This window comes from Halalkalicoccus subterraneus, assembly GCF_003697815.1.
GTDB lineage: Archaea > Halobacteriota > Halobacteria > Halobacteriales > Halalkalicoccaceae > Halalkalicoccus > Halalkalicoccus subterraneus.
Genome location: NZ_RDQG01000078.1, coordinates 87331 through 104310 on the forward strand (window position 1 = coordinate 87331; position 16980 = coordinate 104310).

Here is a 16980-nt window from a genome sequence, read left to right on the forward strand (position 1 = left end):
CGGTGGTATTCTCGTCAAGCTGCTGCGGCGGTCAGTCTGATTTTCGCTATCGCTATCAGTAGTAGTTTGCTCGGTATCACGCTCGCTGGTGTTGTCAGTATTAGTATCCCCCTCAGGAGTCGCGTTCTCCCGCGACCCGGTATCAGTACCGCCAGTGGGACGTTTTTCGTCATCATCGTCTTCCCACCAGCGGGTTCCAATACAGCCAGAGAGGGAGACCAGCGTACTCGTACACCCGAGAAGTTTCGCAAACTGTCGTCGTGAGATCATCGTTTGTCGAGTTATCGGTAGTCTGCTATCGAATTCCGCCCTATCCTCCGCTAGTCGATCCCAACGCCAATTCCTAAGAGGAGGAATAGCCAGTAGAACACGAACAGACCGAAATTACGAATGCTGAATCGAGGCAACTCATCGCCGGTACCCATGAACAGTACCCCGCCAGCGGTGGCCAAAAAGAGGGCTGCAAGGATCCCCCATTGACCGATAAGGAAGATAGCGAGACCGATCGTTCCAAGCCCGATCACTTTCGCGGCACCGGCATTCGTTGAACTCAGAAAGCCCATAACCATTCTAATTCTAATAGTACTCTAATATTAATCTTGGGTCGGACATACCCGAGAAATGAGGCTGCAAGACGAATCGATCTCGAGTTATCAATCAGACTCTTGTTCTCGTCGAAGACAGCGCTGGGCGTGGAGCAACATCCCGCGCCACGTAAACCCGTTTGTGTCTTTCGTTTCCGAGAGTTCTTCATACTGTTCGAGCGGAACTTCAATCAGGATGGATTTCATTTCGTCCTCGTCAGGAGCGTCCGTTTGGCCGCCATCCGGGAGGAGAATCTCTGTCTCGTCGTCGGTGTGTGGTTGATATTTGTATTTCATTGTATCGAGAGCGAATGGTAGTCCGATACTAGAGCCCTGCAGAGCCATTCGCTCGTGTCCCTATTAGTCTTAGCAAAGATTTATCACCGCCGACTATTGTACTAGACTTATAGAAAACTAATACTAGTATAAGCAAGATCGACAACGAATAGCAATCACTGACCAGAGTACTTCCACACGACTCACATCCAATTTCGAAATTCCATGTCATCGACAGACGATACCCCTCCCGAAGGCGAGACGACAGATAGCCACAGACCGCTACAGTCACTCATCACACGCATAGCGAGGTTACTGCAGGGTTCGACGCGAGTTCCAACAGCGTATCTTGCGGCAGGAACCGCTATTGGCCTCCTCGTGATTATTGTCAGCACACCCGCTGCAGCCCAAGAATTCTGTGATGATCCCGCCGGACAGCTGTTGATCTCGATTGAGACAATGCTGATCAACTACGGGACGATGCTGTTGTTCCTCGCCTTCCTGATCGGCGTTGCCATGTGGGCGCTGACACCCATCTTTGCCGGTCAGAGTGCGATCGGGCTCGGGATGATCCTGCTCTCGTTCGGTGCAGCGATTGCCTTTGTCGTCGGCACCCAGTTCTTTGGGATGACCTTCGAGATCGCCGGCGCCGGCGGCCAGAGCTGCTCGACCGTTCTCAACTAACCTCACTCGATCGAACCTCGCGATTCGCTACCGGACCCGATCGCCTATGAATATACCACTGAACCCGCGTCGCCTCGTCATAATCGTACTCGTCATGGGTCTTGCCATGACCTCGATAGTTGGCCCTGTCGCTGCTGCTGCAGAGACTACGGACGCTCTCGATACTGGCGGGGTTGTTCTTCAGACCGACGCAGATGATCTAACCGATACCAACGAGGGTGACAGTGCAGCTTCCAACGGGAATAACGATGAGTCGAATGTCACTGCAGAGGACCTAGAAGAGCTCCCGATCGATATCGACGAAGACGACGTCGATCTCGAGGAGATCAACAACGAATCCGAAGCCAACGCGACCAACATTACCAACGGAACCGACGGTGGCACACCGCAAATTGGCGGCGGTGGTGGGACCGGCAGTATCGGCCCAAGCCTTTCACCCGAAGAGAACGCCGAGGATCTCGCTGAGTGGCTTCGCGGTCAACTCCGCGGAGCGACCGTCTATCTCGTTGATGAAGTGATCAACGAGATGCTCGGCACGCCCACGCCCGAGAATAACGGCTGGCAAGGCATTCTTGGCCAGCCTGTTGGCGAGACGTACAGCGACCTCTACGAGGAGGTCTATATGCAGATGATCCTACCGCCGGCATTTCAGTTCATGATCATCGGCTTCATCTTCTTCACCCTCTTCGTTGTGCCGTTTTCGCCGATGACCGGCCAGCGTGTCTGGTCAGTCCTGCTCGCGATGTTCGGCGCCGGGGCGTTGGTCATGCTCAGTTGGAACGTTGCATCGTTGCTCCATCACGTCTCGGATGCCGTGACGATGTGGTTTCTCCCACAGGGCGAAGAAATTCTCCCGAGTGGCGACCCGAACAATCCGTTCTCCGAGGAGCACATCAAGCTGAACGCCGGACCACTGGCAGTCGGTCTCGGGGTCTATCTCGCAAGCTGGAACGTCGGGCTAATGTTGGCGCTGATCCACGGGATCCGCCATGCGATCTTGTTTCTCATGCCGACGATCCTGCCGATTATTCTTGTCGGGATGTACTTCGGGCCTCGAACGTCGAAATCAGCGTTCTCGGTGCTGTTCTGGCAGTACATCGGTCTGCTCGTGATGAACTGGCCGACAGCACTCCTGCTCTCGATCGGCTATCATGTCGGCTTTGACTTCGGGATGGGCGCTGCAGGATCGCTCGCGAATATGGCGGTGACGATCGGAGTGATCATCCTCGCGGTCGTGCTCCCGTTGACAATCCAGACGTCGTTTCTTGGCGGTTCGTTGGTCGCGATCATCACGAAGGGATCGGTGCTGTCAGCGGGTATGAATACGGCCCGGCGAGTTCTGCCGTCGCGCGGGGATACCTCCCGATTGAAGCGCGGTGGGGGCTACATCAATCCTGTCTCACGATTCACTCACGATCGTGCCACCAATAGCAATCGTCAGCGACGACAGGACGTCGCGGCGACTGACGGCGGCTCATCCACTCAATCGCGACTGACGAGCTACTCACAGTCTCAGTCTCACTCTCGATCAACCTCCTCTCGACGATCGAGGCCGCCTCGCAGTCAACGAGACACTGGTAGTATCGATGCCCGACGGCGCGAACGCTATCGTCGCCTTCGCAGCAATAGTTCTGATTCACCATGAGCACAGGAACTGATCAGCAACGCGCAGCGGACAGACGCAAAGTTCTCCCGAACCGACTGACTGGCCAGCGGATCGCCGGCGTTTCGAAAGTCGCGATTTACGCTGGCGGTGGTACAGCTGCGATGACATGGTTCGCCGCGGATATGTACGTCCCACCGGGCTACCGGAGTCCAATCTACGGACTTGCAGTGTGCATGTTCGTCGGTTCGATCATCGCCTCGTTTCACACGCCGAACCACCTCTCGGTCCACGAACACCTGCGGCGGCGCATTACCCATTATACTCGACAACACACCATGCTGAGTGCACGAAACGGCAGTACGAAAGGACAGCCACAGAACAACACACTTCCCGGTCAGATTGTTCGGCTTCCGATTGTCCGAAACGTCCGGGGGATTGGCGTCGACGAGGAGGAACGCTCGCAGGACGCCGTGCAAGTCTCCCGTCCGTTCCATAATTCGCCGGCCATCGAGACAGCAGACGGCGGTGTGATCGGCGCGATTAAGATCCGCCCGGCGGCAATGGCCGTCGCCGACGAAGGCCACTGGACACGTCGTGTGGAACGGCTCGCGAACGTCATCGATTCGTCGGTCACCGCGAAGACGCAGTTCACCTCGAAGATGCGCGCCGTCGATTACGGTGATCGGATGGGTACCTACGACGATCGCGAGCAGGAACTGTTGGATGAACTCGCCGCGAAACACGGCGATATCGATACAGCCTATCGAAAGGCTCGTAACGGTGGGATCGATCGCGAAGATCTTGGCCTCTTGGTTGGGGCTGATCTCGCTGATGAGCGCCAGGGTGTGATCGATCTGTACGATGTGACGACGCTCAAGCGCAACTACTACGTCACGATCAAGATCGAGCCCGCGGACGTTGTCACCGAAGACAACGTTGAGGAAGGCGGCGGAATGGCGAACGTTCCGCTACTAGGCCGGCTCTGGAAGCACAAGGAACTCCGTGATCTTCGTCAAGAGGGCGACCACACCCAAGTGATGGTCGAACGGCTTGAGAACAAACTGGAGACGCTTGAGTCGGACCTGCGGACGATCGAGGACATCAGCACACGAATTCTCTCTTCGACGGAACTCTCGCAGGTCTTTGCCGATCACTATCAGGCGGCTAACGCCTACGCGAACGCTGACTTTGGGGACGTCGTCCGGCTCTCACCGAAGCCGACCTCAAGCGAGGGAACAGCGATGTACGGTGTCGATCACGATCACCTTCGTGATCTCCCTAATGGGCCGCTTGGCGAGTCCAACAGTAGGGTCGAACCCAAAACGCCCGGCGAGATATCCCGGATAGCCGGTCAGGGGGATGACAGTGATCGCCATACTGTCCCCGATCGTAGTGACCAATCCGACGAGGCCAGCGACGACATCGTTGATACAGCAAAGAACGCTGCCAATTCCTTTGCCCAACGCGTTGCGAAGATCAACGACAACCCGATCGCCGACGTCATCCTCACCAAAGAACAGCTAGTCGACCATTATCAGACGGTCGTTGGCCCCAAGGACGGCATCTACCGGGGCAACGAGAACTGGATCACGATCGACAACGCCGTCTACAGTAAGACGCTCTCAATCCGTGAGTGGCCCGCAGTCCCGAAGATGGGCATTCTTGAGCCGATCCTTCGCGAGCACGAGCCCGGCGTCGCGGTCAACGTTGCAACTCACATCAACCCGATCGACCAGCAGCGCGCCGAGATCGAACTTTCGGACACGGAAGACCAGCTGAAGGACAAAAAAGAGAAAGCCGAGGATTCGCGCCTCCCGATGTTCCTCCAGACCTATCGAAAACAGCACGACGAGGCTCAAGAGATGGTCAAGGCGAACCAAGACTCCGAGTACGATCTCTTCGAGACGAACACCCACATCGAACTACGCAGCGATGACCCCGAAGCGCTCGGCCGCACGATCGACCACATCAACTCGATGATGAACGACGAAGGGGCCGAAGCGCGTCAAGAGACAGCTCATCATTTCGAGGGTTGGCAGTCAGTCGCGCCCGCATGTGATGACAAACTCGAGGAGCCGATCATGATGTTCGCCGATGGTGTGGCTCGTGAGTTCCCGTGGACCTCTCGGAATCTTCACGAACCGAACGGTGTCGAGTTCGGCATCAATATGCACACGAACGAGCCACTGTACCTCGACCTCTGGAATCGCAAGACTGGGTTCGATTTCGGGATCTTCACGAAAAAGGGCGGTGGGAAGACCACGACTGCAACGGAGATCCTCAGCCGACTGAACACGGTCTATCGCGACGATCTCATGACGATCATCATCGACCCACTCCAGGAATACGCCAACCTCGCGACCATCCACGACGGCGAGCGTCTTGTCGTCGGTGGGGATACGGGCATCAACCCGTTCCACATCGAGGCAACACCCGAGGAGAAGTTAGCGACGATCGGGAAGGGCGCACCCTACAAGCACTGGCTTGAGGGCTGCATGGACTTCGTCGAGATGTACTATGCCGACGAGGGGCTGGACTTTGCCGAAAAGAAGGGCATCTGGCGCATGGCGATCCGAGAAGCCGCCGAGCGCTATGGAATCGAAGACGATCCACAGACTCACTCAGCGGAGTTTCGCCGTGAGCATGGCTATTCGGGCGACTGTCCGACGCCGATGGACGCGATCGAGATAATTGATGAGATGACCGACAACCCCGAGGAGTGGGTCCGTTCGAAACCCAGGCAGGAACCCTCCGAGCGGAAAGTCGAGGAACGGGAGGTCACGGCCGTCGATATCATCAACAACGACATCCAGCCGTTCCTCCCTGGTGGTGAATACGAGCACTTCACCAAGCAGACTGATATCGACCTTGAGGATTCGACGTTCTTCTACGTCGATATGCAGCAACAGGAAGCCTCTACCTCAATCGGGCTGACGATGCAGGTCGTCTACGACCTCTTCTACGAGATGGTCAAAACCATCGACATCCCGTCAGTCATTTTCATGGACGAGTTCCACTATATGCTACGGGATTCGCTCGCTCAGAAATCGCTGAATCAGAAGTTCCGCCACGGGCGTCACTGGAACCTCTCACTCGGCGTTGCGACCCAATCGTTCAAGGACTTCTTCGGTGAGGACGCCGACGGTAACACCCATCTCACAGACAACGCCCAAGTCCTCTTCGAGAACATGCCCACGCAGATATTCCACCAGGAGGATATGAGCGATGAGTGGGCCGAAGAGATTGGGCTCACTTCGAACGAAGCTAGATTCATTCGAAATGCGGAGCCGGGTAATCGTGAACTCGGGTACTCGACAGCCCTGCTGCGCGTTTCAGACAAAGGCACCTACCCACTGAAGGTGAAGATGGACTTCGAGGAGAATCCTCGTGAGGCGGTCGTGACGGAGTTCGATCCCTCGGAGCACGGCGAGGACTTCTATTCGTATCTTCTTGAGCACGATGACATCTGCGAGTGGCGGTTCGCTCCGACGACAGACGGCGAGATCGCTACCGATACGGAGATCACAGCAATGCGCACGAACACGGCTGGAGACTCCGACGAACAGAACCAGGGTCCACAACGGCCCGACGCTAGCGCCACGGGGGACGACTAAATGGGTCGGATCGCCTCAGCGCTAGTTCGCGATGAGATCCGCCGGTCGGTTGCTCGGAAAGTCCCGGTCCTTCGCGATGGTGGCTCGGACGCCTACGACACACTAAAACTGACCGACGATGTGATCAACGAGCTTGAAGAGGCCCGCGCCGAACGTCGCGCAGTTCACGTCCTTCCACACAAGGAGGGCGGTGGGATTCCGAAGGCAGTCGATCTACTAACGTCGGTCCATCCGATGCGGACCGGGACTAGCACGGGCTCCCGTCCGGCACATTCCTTCGAGATACGGAACATCAACGAACAGATCGGTTTTCAGTGGGTGATGGGCGGCGAGAAGTATCAGAACCGACTGGCCCGTCAACTAGAGACGTTTTATCCCGACAGTCACATCGAGGTCGACGAACTGCCCGAGCCTGATCTATTACCGTTCCGCGAAGGCTGGCATCTAGCCGCCGCTCGCCTTGAACTGAAGCTGCAAGGCAAGAAGGAGCGCTACTATCCGATCAAACATATCGACGTCGAAGGCTTCGAGAACGACCCCTACGGCTCGATTACCAGCGAAATGGTCGGCGAGCGCGAGGCCGAAACAGTAACGAACGTCGCAACGCAGGTGATCTTTCGCCCAGCACCCAACGACTGGTACAAGGGTGGAGTCTTGGAACCGTCAATTCACGACGTCGCCGACGATCTCGAAGAGAACGTGCAGCCGGCCGATACGAAGGATATCGTCCGGGGTATGTTCACAAAAGAGGGGCTGGATCTCTCAGAGGTTCGCACCCAGAAGCGCGGCAAGAACAAGAAGACGACAGCGGCCGCTGATGCCGTCCGTCGTCAAGCCGGGCAGAAGGGCTATGAAGTCGACATTCGGATCGTCGCAGTCGGCCAGAACCCAGAGACGGCAATCAGCCGGGTCGACGAGACGGCCGACATGTTCGAGGGATACTACGATTCAGACACCCAGCAGGGCTTTGATTGCGTTCCGATGAGCGGTGAGGACCTCTTGAAACTCGTGCAGTTGGCGATGCACCGCGAATACGTTGATCATGGCATGACGATGGGGGTTCGAACCGCGGCAGGCGTAGTTCACGTCCCGAACGAATCGATCAACACCCAGAACGTCAGCTGGACTCGGACTTCAAATGCTGGTGACGTCCCAGCTGATTCGCCTCGCTTTAGCGAGTGGGTGAGTCCAGCACTTGGCTGGGATACACCGAACCGGTCGGTGAAGCAAGATCCCAGTGAGTGGAGCTATGCGATCAATCAGTCTCAACCAACGAAAGAGGCACTCAGAGAGGCCGAGGAGGGTGATCAAGAAGCGCAGGCAGCTGACGAACAGCTCGACCAGACGCAACCAGACAGTACGGAGGCAGTATACTAATGACACACCCCAATACTTCCAACGATGACGAATCGGACGCAGAAATCGACTCGCCTCGCTTCGACGAGTGGATCAAACCCGCGACCAACTGGAATGCGTCGGATCGCTCAGTGAAAACCGATCCGGAAGAGTGGGTATATGTGATCGATCAGCTCCCACCGGATACACAAGAACCCACAGTAGCCATAGTACGCGAACAACACCAGCAGTCAACCGAGCAACCGGATGGAAGCAATCGATCAGCGTCAACGGAGGGAGGCAACTAATGGGACTGTTTAATTCATTCACCAGCGACGACGAAAACGAGACTGAAGAGAACGACAACAACGAGACGACCCAAGTGGCGAGTGATGGGGAGTACGACCCGACTCGACCAAAACGGATCAACGGCAAAGAATGGTGGATCGAACGCATCGACGAGGTCTCCAACGAGGCCGAAACCTATGCTGGCGAATGGCCCCGAGCAATGATCGAAAACGCCGCTAAAAAACCCTACCAGCCAGTCTGGGTCGGCTGCTCCGAACGCACGGGCCGAGAATTCGGCGTCGAATTCTCCCGGGCCTTCCGCCATATCGCCTACCTTGGCTCAACGGGAACGGGGAAGACAACTGCAATCTACAACAGCGTGACCCAGCTGATGATGGGCGGCCACGGTGTCGCAATCGTCGATCCGAAAGGCGACGATATCTATGATCTCCTACGACGAGTCCCGAAATGGCGTTGGAGTGACGTCGTCTACGTTGACCTCGGTGCGGACTACTACTCACTGGAAGATGAAGAGACGGGCGAGGACGTTCCCTACCAGATCGGGTTCAATATCCTCGATACCTACCACGAGCCTGACGAACCTGGTTTCGACGAGGAAATCGAGTGGATCGTTGCCGACTTGATTGAACTCCTCGCGGCTGGCGAATACTGGGGACCGCGCATGGACCGAATCGCGAAAAACATGATTCGAGGGATGGCCCGCCATGAAGAGGAGTTCACCATCATTGAGATCTACTATGCTTTGCTCGAAGAGGAGAATCGCCAGCAGTACGCGGACTTAATCGGCGATTCGATTGACGACGATGACATCATGTTTCTCGAGGGATTCACCCGACGAATTGCCGAAGAACTCAGTGACGATGAACTCGATCCCTTGCTTGGGCGACTCAAAGACTGGGTCGAAAATCCGATCACCAGGAAGATTATCGCGATGCGTGGCGCCGAGGTCACTCTTGGCCAGATCGTTAACGAGCAGAAGATCCTGATCGTCAACAACGACCTGCCGAAGGAAGCGAAGATCATGACCGCCAACGCAGTCGTTAGCGGAATCTGGACGGCCGTCACCTCTCGGAAAGACCCCTCCGAACAGCAGATGATGGAACTGGCGGGCATGGACGACGTCGGCAGCGAGTATGCGCCCTTTTTCCTCGCGATCGACGAGTGTCATTCAGTTCTCACTGATGGCGACGAGATCGAGACGATGCTGATGGAGGCTCGCTCGAAGAAACTTGGATTGATGCTCTCAACCCAAGTCCTCAGGTCACTTCCGGATGATGCCGCTGACGCAATTATCTCCAATTGCAACACGATTCTCTCGCTCACGCCGAATCATCCCGAAGAGGCCCGTGAAATCGCGAATCGATTTGGTGGGATGGACACCGAGGACTTGCAGCGAACACCTGATTATCATGCACAGACCCAACTCAACAGCGAGGATGACCCGTTCTTGGCGAAGCTCATCCCGCCGTACCCACCACGGCACACGATCGAAGAAGCATACGAGCTGATCGTCACCTCGCTCGAGAACTACGGTTCACCGGTCCAGAGTGGCGAGGAGATTCTCGACGAGATGCACTTCGACGCTGGTGGAGCGATTTCGGCTGGAGAAACTGAAGCAGGTGCTAGCGACGGGAGCGAAGAACAGATCGACGTGACGAGTGATCCGGCCGAACAAGCGCTGTATGAAGCGGCCTATACGGTACAAATCAAACAGGATGCGAGCGGTGAGTTCGTTGCGAGCGAAGCAGTAAAAGACGACTGGCGACGTCGAGCTGGCGAACTCGGTTTCTCCTCGGAAGTCTCGAACGTCATCGAGCAAGCGCCCGATGAGTATCTCCAACGCCAGCGGCGGGATGGGAAGTCTGTGATGAAGGTGACACCAGAGGGCCTCGAATATGCAGGGTTAGCCCAAGACACTGGCAGCAGTGCAAGCGGTGGCGGCGACGAACACCGCTGGGTACTCACCGAGGCGTATCGAGCGTTCACGAAGCTCGGGATGTTCGTCGAACTGCCGACTCAAGAAGGAGAGGAGGATCCGGACGGAATTGCGGATCTTCCGATCGACCCGATGAATGCACAGAATCCACGCGAGATGCATCAGCGGGAGGAGCGGCTCCAAGACGAGTATCCCCATCTCTACGAGCTTACCGACGGGTTGAACATCAGCATCGAGGCTGAAACCTCGACATTAGAAAAGCCGATGCAGACGCTGACAAACCTCCGAAAAGCGATCGACGAGCACAAACTGTGCGTCTTTGCGTGTAAGGACGGGACAGCCAAGCACGACCGGTTTGACTACTGGCCGCGGCGTGGTGAGGGAATTATCTACGACACCACAGGTCGGGGTGCGAATCGGACGATCAACTACGATCAGATGACGTTTGCTGCTGACGTTGACCAGAACGACAATCGGACGTTCTACAACAAAGTCGAAACCCTCGCTGTCGCGCCAGACACGTACGCGCTGCGGCCACGAAGTGAGGCTAATCTCGTCTGGCGTGAAGAGGGCAAAGAGGTCGTGATGAGCGATGAAGATGGGACTGAGCACGCTCGTTTCGAGAACCTTGAGACAGCGGCAAATCCATCGAAATCGGACGTCCCCGCTTACTCTGTGTACGATGCTTCTGAGCGTGAGTACACGGTTCGAGCCAGCGGTGAGAAGCTGGTCTATGGGTCACGGGAGGAGTTGGAAGACGACTGGATGGTGGTTCGAGCACCGTTCATTCCGGAAAATGAGTTCGACCGGATGCCGACGCCGGAGGACTTCCTGTTCGTGGTCTTCCCCGACGACGATACGGAGGAATACACCAAGCCGATGATCTGTGAACAGGGCGAGGTCCGACCGCTGCTACCAATGGATACCTCTTGGGACACGAAAGAGAAGGCGGACACGAACGAACCAGCAGACGATTCTACCAATGAGGGACCGGTGTCGAAGGATACTGACGAGCAATCTCGTGTGCCATCACAGGAACCATCCGACGAAGAGGACGAAGACAATGGAGTGAGCTTTGCCAGGTCAGGTCGCTAATATCAGTACTTCATCATGCTTGACTGATCGTCACATCATCGAGATACTCCTCAAGACGCTCTGGGTCGAGGTCTGTTTCATCGAAGAGGTAGTCTCGCAGTGCATACATCCCAAGTCTGAGTCGGTGAAACTCTTCTTGCTGATCTTCACTCCACGCCCCATGTGGTTCCACATCGATAGTGGCGACGGTCTGAGCGAGTTGGGCTAACTGTTCCTGTTGGTCTTCGATCTGTTCACTCAGCTCTTCGAGAGTGGCCTCATCGGTGGATTGGTCTTGTGACTGAAGCCGGTCGATCTCCGCCTGAGTCGTATCGACTCGTTCAGATAGTTGGTGTACTTTTTCTGGGAGATCGGATAATGTTAGTCCGGTCTCGTCTGCTGTATTAAGATCAGTCGTGAGCTCTTGTCCAGACTCTGTGAGCGAGATCTCCTTAGCAGGAACGACCGTCCCAGTGGCCTCGGGTTGATGGGTTGAGACAAGCCCCTGTGGCTCCAAATACTCAGAAATTCGATACAGGATAATCCGATTCTCGCTAAGGTCGGTTGTCTCCCGCACCTCCGTCGTGGTGAGTGCTGTCTCGGCGTCGGCAAGCGCGCGAATGATCTCAATTGATTTCCAGTCAAGCGAGTCAGCGGCAGTGCTCATGTCAAACCTTACTAGAACCGGACAGATATATCTTCTCCAAGAATATTCTCGAAGAAGAGTTCTCTAAGAAGAGTCTCGTAGGGATATTTCTTCGAATATTTCTCGGCGTTTCTCGGATAGGAAGGCGACGCGTTAGCTAAGAGTCGGGAAAGGTACCCAGTAGGTCGAAACAAAGGATACCCCCAAGGGCGGGTGCACAAGCGAGCTAACAAACCCTCAGGAAAAGTGAGTAAATCACCAAATAGGGCTCACTGGAAGTCCACCTCGAGACAGCAAAGCTGGGAGTCAGACTAAGCTCAAACAAGGGGGAGTCCCAAGAGCGAACTCATCGAAACAAGAGCAGACCTCACAGCATTGAACTAAACAACGAAAGAAGACACCTACTCAGTCCGAGAGAAGATAAGTGGCTCTAAAAAGGCGATGAGAGAGGGCCGATTCAGCATCGATGACATGGAAGGCGATATAGCAGCAATGGGGAGTCGATCAGTGCACGACAAAGGGATCTTCATCTCGGGAGAGGCCTGCCTCAAAGATTGTCGGAATAGAGAGCTGTTCATCGGAAGCGCCGTGTCTAAAAGAACAGTAGCAAGCCTCGTTCACTACTCTGGATAGTCGGTATTCCCGCTGGTACAGAAGCTTCTAGAATAGATAACGAGGAGACACACGAGTTTCACACTGGTAGTAGGTGAGCGAGCACTGGTAGGGGGTCCAGGGAGAGCGAAGCAAGTGTGGGGTCCCCACGAGTGAGACAGAAGAACAGTGGAGGTGCCTCGACGCACGATTTCCAAGTCGGTTTCAGCATAGCCTGGGTATCCATCTGTCTTCGAAGAGGGGTTACCTCACCACCGGGACAGGATACAAGCAATCACCGGCAGACAGCAGTGTCAGTGAGACCAGGGACACTACTAACCAGATTGTTGGCTCCGCAGTCAACTAAGCTGCGCAGAAGAAAGGCAGTACTGAGAGATCCGTCGCTTCGACAGTACCAGCACCGCAAGAAGAGCGACATTACTACTAGAAGTAGCAACACCGTCATAGGACAGCTATCCGACTCCCGGGGGAACTAGCGTCATTAACTGAGAAACTCGAGGAGAGTGGTAGTATCATCAGAGTCTGGGAGAGTAGTCTATCAGTGTAAATCGATCTATGACGTAAGACTCCCAGCAAGCGAGAGCTCATTGACTCCCCAGTCGAGCTATGTACTCTGGTATCCTCTTTGACTATCGACAATAGCGAGCCCAGCGAATCGAGAAAAGTGGATCCCATGCGAGTTATAGTAAGGGACCCCTGTCTACTCTGAGTGAGGTGGACCTCCACTGCTATCGAAACACGATCGCTCGTGGTTTGATCTCAAGGTGATCATATTCAGTTATTTGATGAAGAAGCGGATGGTAAGGATCACTTATGCGCGAATCCCGTTTGGAAGAGATATTACTTCGGATGAGAGATGGCCAGGGTTCAGAATCCCATATTCAATTAGAGATGAACCGAATAAAGCAGCAAGTCAGAGACGACAAAGAATCTACTTCTTCGACTCACGAGGTATTTGAGGACCTGAATGATATTGATATCAATCATCCTATTGTACCTGCACTAGAGGGCCTAGTCCGATGGGAAGCCAACCAAGACTATCACAATGGTGCTGTCCCTGCCTTAGATGCATATCGTGATGCAGTTGATGAGGCTGTTAGTGATAGATGGCCTAATGTTGCCGTGCATGCAGCCCAACAGGCCGCATTAGTAGCAGCAGACATCAACGACGACAAAGAACTTGATTTCTGGATACCACGAATTGTAGAGTTGTTTGACCAGCACTGGGAGGAGCTCACTCCAAACACACAAGGGAACCTCATAGACGCATTCCCACGATTACAGTACTTTGCAGACGGGAAAATACTTGATGAATTTGAAAACGTCCTTGAGTCGGCAGCAACAGCTTCACATGAAAAAGAGGAGTATGGCGTTGAACGACGGTTTCTCAATGCCCTCTTAGATATTCGGCGGAAACGGGATCAAGATGTCACTGTACAGGAGCAACTGCTTATTGAATCGTACAATGCTGAGGCAGAGGCTACTGAGAACCGTGGACAGATGCACCGGGCAATAGTGTTTCAACGAGCACTGGATAACTGCACTGAGTTTGCTGACGAAGAGCAAGTAGTCGAGTGGAAACGAGAGCTGCGCTCAGCAAACCGGACGGCGATCGACGAAGAGATGGCGTCCATTGAACACAAGCCCAACAAGGAGGAAATCGAGGAACTAGAACAGTTCATTGATGAGATCGTTGACCAAGCCCGTCAAGCCTCGCAGAATGATTTTGGCGGTGCTGCATTGATGTTTCTGCTCTCACGGAACGATTTCGTGCCACGATTAGAGGAGTTACGCACAATGGACGAAAGAGTATCCATCATGGATTTAGTGGGCCGTCGTAACATGACGAAAGAGGGTGATGCAATCCCCGACCCCGAGGACCGAACGCGGCCCCACGGTTACCAAGCTTCTGTACAGCTACGAGACGCCATTGTAACTAGTATTCTCTTTCGAGTGTTCGATGAGAATATTATAACCGAAGGCGATCTGTATCTGTATCTCTGGGCGATCGATGAACTCACGGTTCATGACGTCGCCTACCTGACTGATTTCATTGTCGCTGTTTTCGATAATCGATATGCTGATGCGCTGCATATTGGTGTCCCACGCCTAGAAGGAGCTATAGCGTCGATACTGAAGGACCGTGGATTTGAAACAGCTAGCCTACAGGATGGATACACTACACCGGTCCCGTTACCTGGACTTCTAAACATGCTTGATGGGAAGGTTGATGAAAATCTCGTAGAGTATTTACGGTTCAGATATTCCGATATTTCGGGCCAGCGCGTCCGAAATCAGGTAGCTCACGGGCGCGCCGAATACAAATTGGCGGCTCCTCAAATGTGCCTAATACTCCTATACGATATCTTCCGCTCGATCAGTTGGATTGAACACAATCTATGAGCATGCTTCCTGTACCCAATAAAGACGTCTTCTGGGTAGCGAAGTCCAATCGAAGATGAAGAGATCGGTATGAACAACACCGAAGTCGATGCGGATTCCATCGAGGACCACTCCTCGACAATGCGGATCACGTTCGACTTCAAAGAGACACACTGCCAAGATACGCTCGATCAGATCGATCGCTGGAAAGCCAGCGAGGAGATCTCGACCGTCCTCAACTTTCAGAACCCGAGAAGCGCACAGTTACGATACCAATCCCTCAGACTCATCGGTATCGGACGGAAGAAACCAGACGAGTGATGCTCCGATCTTTTTGCGATTGACTCGTCCGGCCTCATCGAGCTTTCGCAGTCGTTGATCCGCGTTCTGCCGTGTGACACCAAGTTCATCTGCAACCTCGCTTGTCGCCGCTGGCTCGTGCGTGCGGACCGCAGCCACGAACTCATCGTCGCTGTTGGATGGAGAAAACTGCCCGCCCGGCGTTCGATTACTCATACCGATTGCTATGAGAGTACCCTACTTCAACCTATGGCTACCAAAGCAATCCGGTGGTTTTATACTGGTTGCTACCATAGCAATAGGTAGAGACAGACCCGCTCCTTGGGGCACTTCGACGTTAGAAGGAATGCCCGCCTGTTGGTGCAGGCGAGCTGGTCTGTTTCAGCAACACAGACCATGTGCACGAACACGATCGACGCACTTGAGTTCGACGCATCGACCAGCAAACGCGCTCAGTACGAAGCCTTCGACTTTGAGCTTGAAGCGCCCGGTCTCGTAACGGTTCGCAACGAAAGCCACGAGAACGCCGATATGCACAGCTATCGCGTGAACGTTGAGGACGGGCTTCCGGTCGCCTGTGAATGCCCATCTGATACCTATCATGATGGAGCCTGCAAGCACCGGGTCGCAGTGGCGATTCGTGAGCCTGTTCTTGAGGCTGCAAGCGACTACGAGAGTGGCGAGGAGCGGGAGGTCGCGACCGACGGCGGGACGACTGTCGAACGTTCAGCAGCCAGTGCACCCGATCCGGAACAGCGTTATAATGAACGACCAGCGAACTGCGACTGTCTACCGACGTTTGAGGGTCTTCCGTGCTGGCCCTGTTATCGTGACGGGTTCCGAACACCAAACCCACATGCGGAGGCTGATACTGAGGACTGAAGCGGATCCCAGTGATTGAATCGCTCGTTAGCAAACATGACTACCGGTTTTGATTGATGAAACAAGCGCGATTAACGGATGGCGACTGGACTACCTCGGCGACTGAGAGCCACTCATCGCCCGCTCAGAGTGATGAGAACGAAGCGAGTGGCGAGAGTTATCCAGAGACGAAGGCGGCGCTGTGCAAGCGAGCAGTGGCCCATGCTAGGAAGATTGCAGCCGAACACTTTCCAGAGTTGCCTGTTGAGGTAATCGACTGGGAGACCTCAACGCGGATGCAGCGCTCGGCTGGCATCGCGATCTACGAGCAACAGAGTGAGCAGATCACGATCCGTCTCTCGTGGGATGCCTACGAGGCGTATGGCTGGGAGCAGTTTTCCCGAGTCGTTCGTCACGAGTTGATCCACGCCTGGCAGTATCATGAGTACAGTGAGGCCAGTCATGGACCGACGTTTCGCCAGTGGGTTAAGCCGCTGGAGACAGATCGTCATTGCGAGCAGTACGCTGAGCCGAAGTACTGGGTTATCTGTGAGGAGTGTGAAAGTCGTGATCCGCGGTATCGCCGGTCGAAAGTCGTGAAGCAACCAGAGCAGTATTTGTGTGGGCGATGTGGTGGTGAGATTTCGATTGAAGAAGCATAGTATAGGTTTGTTTAGCCTTGTGCAACACCGTAATCCGCCGTAGCCGGTATGTTGCACAAGGTTCAACTGACCGAAGCTGTTGTTTCACCACCGCGCGGA

At 54.7% G+C, this 16980-nt stretch carries 13 protein-coding genes; 9 read left to right on the forward strand and 4 right to left on the reverse strand.

The genetic code is table 11. The annotated features are described in order from the left end of the window. Nucleotides 1-320 precede the first annotated feature (320 nt). Together EAO80_RS16295 and EAO80_RS16300 are read right to left on the reverse strand one after the other, a co-directional pair. Nucleotides 321-563, reverse strand: coding sequence for a hypothetical protein (locus tag EAO80_RS16295; protein ID WP_122090998.1), 243 nt, complete (start codon nucleotides 561-563; stop codon nucleotides 321-323). Nucleotides 564-653: 90 nt separating this feature from the next. Continuing rightward, nucleotides 654-929, reverse strand: a complete 276-nt coding sequence (locus tag EAO80_RS16300) for a hypothetical protein (RefSeq protein WP_162994043.1) — start codon at nucleotides 927-929, stop codon at nucleotides 654-656. A gap of 390 nt (nucleotides 930-1319) precedes the next feature. On the opposite strand from EAO80_RS16300, the gene EAO80_RS20460 reads away from it, so the two are divergent. The 5 genes from EAO80_RS20460 to EAO80_RS16325 all read left to right on the forward strand — a co-directional run bounded on the left by EAO80_RS20460 (nucleotide 1320) and on the right by EAO80_RS16325 (nucleotide 11439). Beyond that, on the forward strand, nucleotides 1320-1544 hold the full coding sequence (locus tag EAO80_RS20460) for a hypothetical protein (RefSeq protein WP_245998670.1): 225 nt from the start codon (nucleotides 1320-1322) through the stop codon (nucleotides 1542-1544). Between the two features lie 106 nt (nucleotides 1545-1650). Beyond that, nucleotides 1651-3189 (forward strand): hypothetical protein, encoded by a 1539-nt coding sequence (locus EAO80_RS16310; RefSeq protein ID WP_245998672.1) that lies wholly within the window; start codon nucleotides 1651-1653, stop codon nucleotides 3187-3189. Nucleotides 3190-3311: 122 nt separating this feature from the next. Then, nucleotides 3312-6764: a VirB4 family type IV secretion system protein gene (locus tag EAO80_RS16315; RefSeq protein ID WP_245998674.1), complete on the forward strand. Its 3453-nt coding sequence runs from the start codon at nucleotides 3312-3314 to the stop codon at nucleotides 6762-6764. Further along, a complete protein-coding gene (locus EAO80_RS16320; protein WP_122090896.1) occupies nucleotides 6765-8141 on the forward strand; it encodes a hypothetical protein in 1377 nt (458 codons plus the stop codon). It abuts the gene before it with no gap. Nucleotides 8142-8406: 265 nt separating this feature from the next. Further along, nucleotides 8407-11439: a type IV secretory system conjugative DNA transfer family protein gene (locus EAO80_RS16325; protein ID WP_122090897.1), complete on the forward strand. Its 3033-nt coding sequence runs from the start codon at nucleotides 8407-8409 to the stop codon at nucleotides 11437-11439. Nucleotides 11440-11452: 13 nt separating this feature from the next. Here the strand turns inward: EAO80_RS16325 and EAO80_RS16330 are convergent, their stop codons facing one another. Then, nucleotides 11453-12085 carry a hypothetical protein gene (locus EAO80_RS16330; RefSeq protein ID WP_122090898.1) on the reverse strand — a complete coding sequence of 211 codons (633 nt, stop codon included), beginning with the start codon at nucleotides 12083-12085 and terminating at the stop codon, nucleotides 11453-11455. Nucleotides 12086-13489: 1404 nt separating this feature from the next. Here EAO80_RS16330 and EAO80_RS16335 point away from each other — a divergent pair. Together EAO80_RS16335 and EAO80_RS16340 are read left to right on the forward strand one after the other, a co-directional pair. Next, nucleotides 13490-15079 (forward strand): hypothetical protein, encoded by a 1590-nt coding sequence (locus tag EAO80_RS16335; protein ID WP_122090899.1) that lies wholly within the window; start codon nucleotides 13490-13492, stop codon nucleotides 15077-15079. 69 nt (nucleotides 15080-15148) lie between these two features. Further along, nucleotides 15149-15379: a hypothetical protein gene (locus EAO80_RS16340; protein WP_122090900.1), complete on the forward strand. Its 231-nt coding sequence runs from the start codon at nucleotides 15149-15151 to the stop codon at nucleotides 15377-15379. On the opposite strand, the gene EAO80_RS16345 is transcribed toward EAO80_RS16340, so the two are convergent. Further along, nucleotides 15323-15574 carry a winged helix-turn-helix domain-containing protein gene (locus EAO80_RS16345; protein ID WP_122090901.1) on the reverse strand — a complete coding sequence of 84 codons (252 nt, stop codon included), beginning with the start codon at nucleotides 15572-15574 and terminating at the stop codon, nucleotides 15323-15325. The two genes, EAO80_RS16340 and EAO80_RS16345, sit on opposite strands and share 57 nt — an antisense overlap. Before the next feature lie 180 nt (nucleotides 15575-15754). On the opposite strand from EAO80_RS16345, the gene EAO80_RS16350 reads away from it, so the two are divergent. Next, entirely contained in the window at nucleotides 15755-16240 is a 486-nt protein-coding gene (locus EAO80_RS16350) for an SWIM zinc finger family protein (RefSeq protein ID WP_245998676.1), read from the forward strand. 56 nt (nucleotides 16241-16296) lie between these two features. Next, on the forward strand, nucleotides 16297-16881 hold the full coding sequence (locus tag EAO80_RS16355; RefSeq protein ID WP_122090902.1) for a SprT family zinc-dependent metalloprotease: 585 nt from the start codon (nucleotides 16297-16299) through the stop codon (nucleotides 16879-16881). Nucleotides 16882-16980 lie beyond the last annotated feature (99 nt).

Bases quoted from the DNA above. Each gene is read 5' to 3' on its own strand.
- EAO80_RS16320 (WP_122090896.1), top strand. From the start codon at position 6,765: ATGGGTCGGATCGCCTCAGCGCTAGTTCGCGATGAGATCCGCCGGTCG.
- EAO80_RS16335 (WP_122090899.1), top strand. From the start codon at position 13,490: ATGCGCGAATCCCGTTTGGAAGAGATATTACTTCGGATGAGAGATGGC.
- EAO80_RS16355 (WP_122090902.1), top strand. From the start codon at position 16,297: ATGAAACAAGCGCGATTAACGGATGGCGACTGGACTACCTCGGCGACT.
- EAO80_RS16315 (WP_245998674.1), top strand. From the start codon at position 3,312: ATGACATGGTTCGCCGCGGATATGTACGTCCCACCGGGCTACCGGAGT.
- EAO80_RS16345 (WP_122090901.1), bottom strand. From the start codon at position 15,574: ATGAGTAATCGAACGCCGGGCGGGCAGTTTTCTCCATCCAACAGCGAC.
- EAO80_RS16340 (WP_122090900.1), top strand. From the start codon at position 15,149: ATGAACAACACCGAAGTCGATGCGGATTCCATCGAGGACCACTCCTCG.
- EAO80_RS16330 (WP_122090898.1), bottom strand. From the start codon at position 12,085: ATGAGCACTGCCGCTGACTCGCTTGACTGGAAATCAATTGAGATCATT.
- EAO80_RS16295 (WP_122090998.1), bottom strand. From the start codon at position 563: ATGGGCTTTCTGAGTTCAACGAATGCCGGTGCCGCGAAAGTGATCGGG.
- EAO80_RS20460 (WP_245998670.1), top strand. From the start codon at position 1,320: ATGCTGATCAACTACGGGACGATGCTGTTGTTCCTCGCCTTCCTGATC.
- EAO80_RS16310 (WP_245998672.1), top strand. From the start codon at position 1,651: ATGACCTCGATAGTTGGCCCTGTCGCTGCTGCTGCAGAGACTACGGAC.
- EAO80_RS16300 (WP_162994043.1), bottom strand. From the start codon at position 929: ATGGCTCTGCAGGGCTCTAGTATCGGACTACCATTCGCTCTCGATACA.
- EAO80_RS16325 (WP_122090897.1), top strand. From the start codon at position 8,407: ATGGGACTGTTTAATTCATTCACCAGCGACGACGAAAACGAGACTGAA.
- EAO80_RS16350 (WP_245998676.1), top strand. From the start codon at position 15,755: ATGTGCACGAACACGATCGACGCACTTGAGTTCGACGCATCGACCAGC.